The 4341-nt window shown below is 45.8% G+C and carries 3 protein-coding genes and 2 pseudogenes; all 5 read right to left on the bottom strand.

The window, feature by feature from the left end; genetic code table 11:
- Positions 1–98: pseudogene (locus V6C93_RS38325) on the bottom strand (Uma2 family endonuclease); the annotation flags it as partial.
- A gap of 18 nt (positions 99–116) precedes the next feature.
- Positions 117–1643: a toll/interleukin-1 receptor domain-containing protein gene (locus tag V6C93_RS17495; protein WP_333477951.1), complete on the bottom strand. Its 1527-nt coding sequence runs from the start codon at positions 1641–1643 to the stop codon at positions 117–119.
- A 558-nt stretch (positions 1644–2201) separates the two neighbouring features.
- Positions 2202–3320, bottom strand: a complete 1119-nt coding sequence (locus V6C93_RS17500) for an SPFH domain-containing protein (protein WP_333477952.1) — start codon at positions 3318–3320, stop codon at positions 2202–2204.
- Positions 3321–3512: 192 nt separating this feature from the next.
- Positions 3513–3908, bottom strand: a complete 396-nt coding sequence (locus tag V6C93_RS17505) for a nuclear transport factor 2 family protein (RefSeq protein ID WP_333477953.1) — start codon at positions 3906–3908, stop codon at positions 3513–3515.
- Between the two features lie 89 nt (positions 3909–3997).
- Positions 3998–4341 (bottom strand): annotated as a pseudogene (locus V6C93_RS17510) (red chlorophyll catabolite reductase); the annotation flags it as partial.

The following is a 4341-nucleotide window of genomic DNA, read 5'->3' on the forward strand; positions in this document are numbered from 1 at the left end:
GACGGCCCCATAACTAAGATATTCCCCTCAACTAACTCCATCTGCCAATCGGGATGCTCGGCTTGTAATTGTTCTAAATCGGCAATCGTCATGGACATAAAACAAGTACCTACCCTTTAGTTAGACAGTGCTATCAGATAAAGAAGTTTGTCATTAAAGTGAAGATGTTGCAGTTCATCCGGAGGAGAAACAACAGGAGGCCCTTCAATAATCACAGGAATAATCGCAGGCGCATTAAGTCCATCCTTCTCTTGCCGTTCCAGAGCATATAACGCCTCTTTGAGCACCCACTTCGACTCTTTAGCGGCTGTAGACCAAAACAACAGAAACAGGTCACACTCATCAATATTACGATAGAGTTCCTTCTCCCAGCGCTGGCCTGGTTCTAAATCCAAAATATCCTGAAACACCTTCATTCCAGTAGCAGTTATTCCTTGTACTCGTTTCAAAACTTCCTGACGGTCTTTAGACGAGTAAGAAACAAAAGCTTTTTTGTAGACTCGTGCCGCGTCTCCTACAGGTTGAGGTTCTTTTGTAGTAGAGGCAGCCGCAGAAGTAATCGATAGATTGAATTTCAGATGTCCAAGGGGAATACTATTTTGGCTCACAGTAATCGTTCCAATCACTTTCTTCTGTGCCAAATCAGCAGGAACCGTTACTCCAAATTGTACTGATTCAGCTCTCCCATTCCAAACTAACTGTTGAATGGGTTCATTAACATCGAGTTTAGGAATCGACGAGAGATAAAAAGTCAGTGCTGTTCCCCGTTGAATAGGAATTCCTAAACTTTTCACTCTCAATTTGTTAGCATCCGAGTCAAATTGTTTAGCTTGTTGTTCGGCAATTTCAGCTTGCTCAGGAAGATGGACAAAAACTTGAACCCAAAACGGCTCGCCACAAGGGACAGCAGGAGGACTAAAGACGCTGCAATCCACAAAGTCTTGGTTAGTGATAGTAGAGGATGAAGGAGGTTCTTGAAGGCGGTAAACCTGTTCCAGTTTTTGTTGAAGCTGAGCCACATTGGGTTTTTCAGAGTCTTGTTGTCCCTGATTTGAAAAATTGAACGACCTGGAAGTGGGGGATGGGAATGACACTGTAGTGAATATCATCCCCGGCATCGGAGCACAAGATTCGACTAATTCCTCATTGAACTCCCTATTGGATTGAGCCTCTGAAACGTTTGATTCTGAAGCGATTGAAGAGGCAGCTTCATAAATAGAGCCAGCGGCAATTTGTAATTTCTCCACCTGACCTGACTCAGAGGTAACAGGAGAATCATCCACCCATGAAGAGCAAAAACTTTCAAGTGGAGATGCTTTTAAGCTAACTGGGCTGACATTGATGGCAATAACAATAGGTTTTCCGGCTATTTCGTCTAATTCCCATCTTCTCCTATCCACTGAATCCAGATAGGTAGAACTCACTATCATCACCACTACATCAGCAGAATTAATCCGTGATTCAACTTCCTCTCTTTGAGTGAGTTCTGCAATTTGTCCTTCATGATAAGAGGAAATAGTAATATTCTCCCAAGGCAACGCCGTTATATATTTCAGCAACTCATCAAGTAAAACTTGGTCTTGGGATGTATAAGAAATGTAAAGATTGACTTTTGGGTTGGATGGCGATAACTGGTCTGACACAGTGTTTGCTCCTTAGTTTGCCTTATTTAACCATCATGAAACAAAATCAACCGGCAGAACTAATTTTAAGGTATGCCGCAGCGAGTGCAGTGATAATTCAGAAATTTTTGCATTCCATTCCCTAGACAGGAGTCCCTCTACTGCGGTATGTCTATGCCAGCGTAGGGAGCGGAAAATTGAAGCCCACATTCCGCACCTTGAAGTGTCACACTACGTAATGCATGGTAATGGGTAATGGGTAATGGGTAATGGAAAGAGTTTTGGGGTTTGAGTATCATCCGAACAGAAAGTTACGCTAAGGTCTCGGCTCCAAGTGTACCAATTGAGCCTTTTGGAATTTGTAAGCTTCAAACCCTTGAAAATTCGTACTCAATTGCTGTACCAAATAACTTACAGTTAAATTGGTACGCTTGGAGAGAGGCAAAAATGTCGATAGCCAGAATGCCTGTCAGTAAAGCTTTTCAGCCTTCACGTAAGATTCTGCACGACTAGTTGTCAACAGATCGAAGACGAGCTGTTTGGGTTTCATATCAAAATGCTTTAGAGATAATCGCGTATTCAGGCTTCAAACGTCCATTCTTGGGTACCAATCCTCATGATATTTCCCGGTGTCAGCCAGAAGGGTTGATTGGGGCCAAGGCGATGTCCGCCAACGAAGGTACCATTGGAACTACCTATATCGATGAGCTGGTATCGGACTTGACCTTGAGTGTCAGTCAGTTTAACGATTCGGGCATGATTGCGCGAACACAATGCATCGTCAAGGACAAGGGTGTTAGTCGGTTCGCGTCCAATTGTAAACGGTATGGTTGATAGAATAACGATCGCACCGGTTGAGCGGTGTACTAAGCGTGCGATCGCTCCTTCCTCAATATCTTGAGCCAGTACGGTCGGAGCCAGCGTGGGTCTATCTTTAACGGGAGGCAAATTCGCTGGAATCGGTGATTGCCCTCCAATCGCAACCGTCGTCGCTTCCAAGGTTGCACCGAGAGCAGGGTCGTTTGAGTTGGGGTCGCGACCTGAGACAATGTTGACCTGTTGTACAGGCGGTGGTTGTACCTCCGGGCGACCGGCTTGAGCAATCTGCATTTTCAGTGCTGCTTCGTGTTCGGCTTCCTGTCTCGCGCTCATCGCCTCCACTTGACGAATGATCCCGCGAGTTTGGGGGAAGCTGACATCACTTACCCGCACATCTTCCAAGGAAAAGCCCAAGACATAGGAAACGTCAGTATGGTCGAGGATGTATTGCCGGATTTGCCCTCGTCCCTGAGTGGTCAACTGTTGCACATTCAGCTGCCCAATCGCCACTCCTAAATTATCTTTAACAGCACTCGTGAGAGCTGCGATCGGGTCAGATAATTCCAAGGCCACCCGTTTAGCATCCACAACCTGGTACATCACACTGAGTGATACATTAATCAGATACTGGTCGCGGGATAAAAAGTCCCCGTGAGATACAATCTCCAGGTTCCGAACCTTGCTATCTACCAGAATTAGTTGGCATTGTTCGAGTAAGGGTAAGGCAAAGCTGAAATGACGCCCCGGCTTCAATGTCCGTATCAGCCGACCATTTTTGACCAATAGACCCGTATGACCTGCCCCAATAAAGTCCATACTCAACCCTGCCCAGCGCTCTGGGGTCAGCGTTTGGATTAGAGGAGAAGAGTTGCTAGACATCTGAACTATATCTATAAAAATAAAGAATTAGGGCAGTGTTTCCCTATACTTCAACACTAGCAAAGCTTGTTTCATACAAGTTTTGCTAGACGATTTCAGTAGACCTCTTGCATTTCAGAGCCACAAGGCACTGTTCGACAGTGCCACGGCTGAAGAAACACCGAGCAAGTTCACAAATCAGTAAAATATCTTTTAATTCGATTTACCATCGCTACCCAAATACTCCCGGTAGCCACAAATTTTGTCTCCACGAATATCAAAGGAAACTGCGATCCGGTTTTTATACGGTTCTCCCCGCATGTGCCCCTCGTCCCGAAACTCAAAAACAACTGTGGTTTCGCTGCTGGTAACGCGCTCTATCGAGGTGATGGAAATTCCTCCGAATACTTCATTGACATAGTGGAAAAATTCGCGAGCCTGCTCTTTACCAACATTCAAACCGTGAAAGGAGCCAACTGGAAACCAGAAGGTGAAATCGTCGGTGAGCATGTCCAAAAACAAGTCCCACTCACCTGTTGCCAAGCCGTGCGTGAAGTGATCAAATGCGTTATGCCCAACTTTTAAGGTATTTTGTGTCTCTTCTGTCATCGTGACTGCCTCCTAGAGCTAAACTAAGCTCAATTACAAAGCTATTTGCTCTGCCTAAAGTAAGCGATCGCACCTACAAGTTGCTCTTTTTACGAATTTTCATCTCTGGCAGTAGGAGTGCGATCGCCACCCCACAGCGCCCGAACCAGTTTGTCGGTCAATTCTGCCCCAAACATTTGTGCTGCCAACTGGTTGCCTGGATCGCGTTCTGCGCTGGTACGACGCAAAAACAAGTCCCGTTTTGCCAAAGCATCTCGCGCATCTTCTGGTACTGGCTCAGCCTCTTCTATCCAACTCAGCCAGCGATCGAGCATTTCGTGCGCCAGCTTGCGAATCAGTTCTAGGGTATCCTCTTTATCTGAGCAGGTACAACACAGGTTGATGGGGGATTGAAACAGGCGAATGTATACGCTCTTGCTCGTAAACGATGAGA

The sequence above is a fragment of the Allocoleopsis sp. genome (assembly GCF_036703385.1).
In the GTDB taxonomy this organism is placed as follows: Bacteria; Cyanobacteriota; Cyanobacteriia; order Cyanobacteriales; family Coleofasciculaceae; genus Allocoleopsis.

What these genes read in the sequence shown, in the direction of transcription:
- V6C93_RS17505 (WP_333477953.1), bottom strand. Translation starts at nt 3,908, where the DNA reads ATGACAGAAGAGACACAAAATACCTTAAAAGTTGGGCATAACGCATTT.
- V6C93_RS17500 (WP_333477952.1), bottom strand. Translation starts at nt 3,320, where the DNA reads ATGTCTAGCAACTCTTCTCCTCTAATCCAAACGCTGACCCCAGAGCGC.